Source organism: Pseudomonas sp. Sample_20 (assembly GCF_004307585.1).
GTDB lineage: Bacteria > Pseudomonadota > Gammaproteobacteria > Pseudomonadales > Pseudomonadaceae > Aquipseudomonas > Aquipseudomonas atacamensis.
This window is the reverse complement of record NZ_RCOA01000026.1, coordinates 1-1,362: the sequence shown is the minus strand read 5'-3', so window position 1 is coordinate 1,362 and position 1,362 is coordinate 1. Positions and strand designations below refer to the sequence as shown.

At 62.3% G+C, this 1,362-nt stretch carries 1 protein-coding gene; it reads right to left on the bottom strand.

From position 1 onward, the window contains the following. Positions 1–1,138, bottom strand: a 1,138-nt coding sequence (codB, locus tag D8U70_RS06990; RefSeq protein ID WP_130928545.1) for a cytosine permease, incomplete at its 3' end; no start/stop codon positions are given. Positions 1,139–1,362: the final 224 nt, after the last annotated feature.

The window sequence follows — 1,362 nt, the reverse complement described above, 5'->3', positions numbered from 1 at the left end:
CCCCGTAGGCCCCGAGCCCCGGCCAGTTGAACGCCGGCAACCGTGCGTCGGCCAGGCGCGGATAGTGCCCGCGCCAGCGGTAGAAGAAGTCAGCCATGATCACCCCGCCAATCGGCGGAATCACCGTGCCAAGCAGAATCAGGTACGGCACCAGCATGTCGTACATGCCCAGCAGGGCGAGCAGGGTGCCGATCACCGCACCACCCAGGGTCACAGTCTTGCGCCGCCCGGTGCGCAGCAGGTTGCAGCCGGCGACGGCGAAGTTGTAGATGGTGTTGTCCTGAGTGCTCCAGATGTTCAGCAACAGCATGGCCATCGCGGCCATGGCGAAGCCCTGCAACAGCAGCACTTCAACCACATCCGGCTGTTGATAGACGATCGCGCCATACGCGCCGATCAGCACCATCAGGCCGTTGCCGATGAAAAAACCGATCAGGCTGGCCAGCACTGCCACTTTTGCCGAGCGCGAAAATCGCGTCCAGTTGGTGGCTTGGGTCGCGCCGCTGACGAAGGTGCCGAACACCAGGGTGATCGCCGTCGACCAGTCCAGCGAACCGCTCGGCACCACGCTGAGCAAGCCTTCGAAACCGCCGACTTTCACGGTCGCTGCCCACATCGACAGCATCAGCAGCAACATCATCGCCGGCACCGCGATGTACGAGAGAATCTCCAGTCCGCGATAACCGATGTACGCCGTGGCGCAGAAGCCGAGGCCGAACAGCACCATCAGGACCAGCACGGTGGTTTCATCGAGATTGAAATACTTGCCGATCACCACCGCTGCCGTCGCCGTGCCCCACGCGTACCAGCCGATCTGGGTGAAGCCGAGGATCAGGTCGCTGAGCTTGCTGCCGACTTCGCCAAAACAGAAGCGGCCCATCAGCACCGAATTGAGGCCGCTCTTGAAGGCGATGTAACCCAAGCCTGCCGCGTACAGACCGAGCAGCAGGTTGCCGACAATGATCACCGCCATCATCTCGGCGAAACCGAACGCGACCCCCAGCTTGCCGCCGGCAAACATGGTCGCGGTGAAAAACGTGAAGCCCAGTAACACCATCGCCGTCGAGGCCAGGCCTTTGCGCGCGTGCATGGGGACTTCACTGAGCGGATAATCGTTGCCGGAGGCGTTCTGCGTCATGAGGCAGTCCTTGCTGGAAGGGGAAGACGCAGAAGGGTTGCAGCGGTCGTGCCAAGCGACGCAAGTGACCGAATGTGGAGACGCGACTGGGGTTTTCAGCGCGAAAGCAGTGCACTTAATGCACCAGGAGCCCAATGTGGGAGCGAGCCGTCGTGGGGCTGTCCTCTCTGATCGTTCCCACGCTCTGCGTGGGAATGCAGCCCAGGACGCTCCGCGTCCCATTC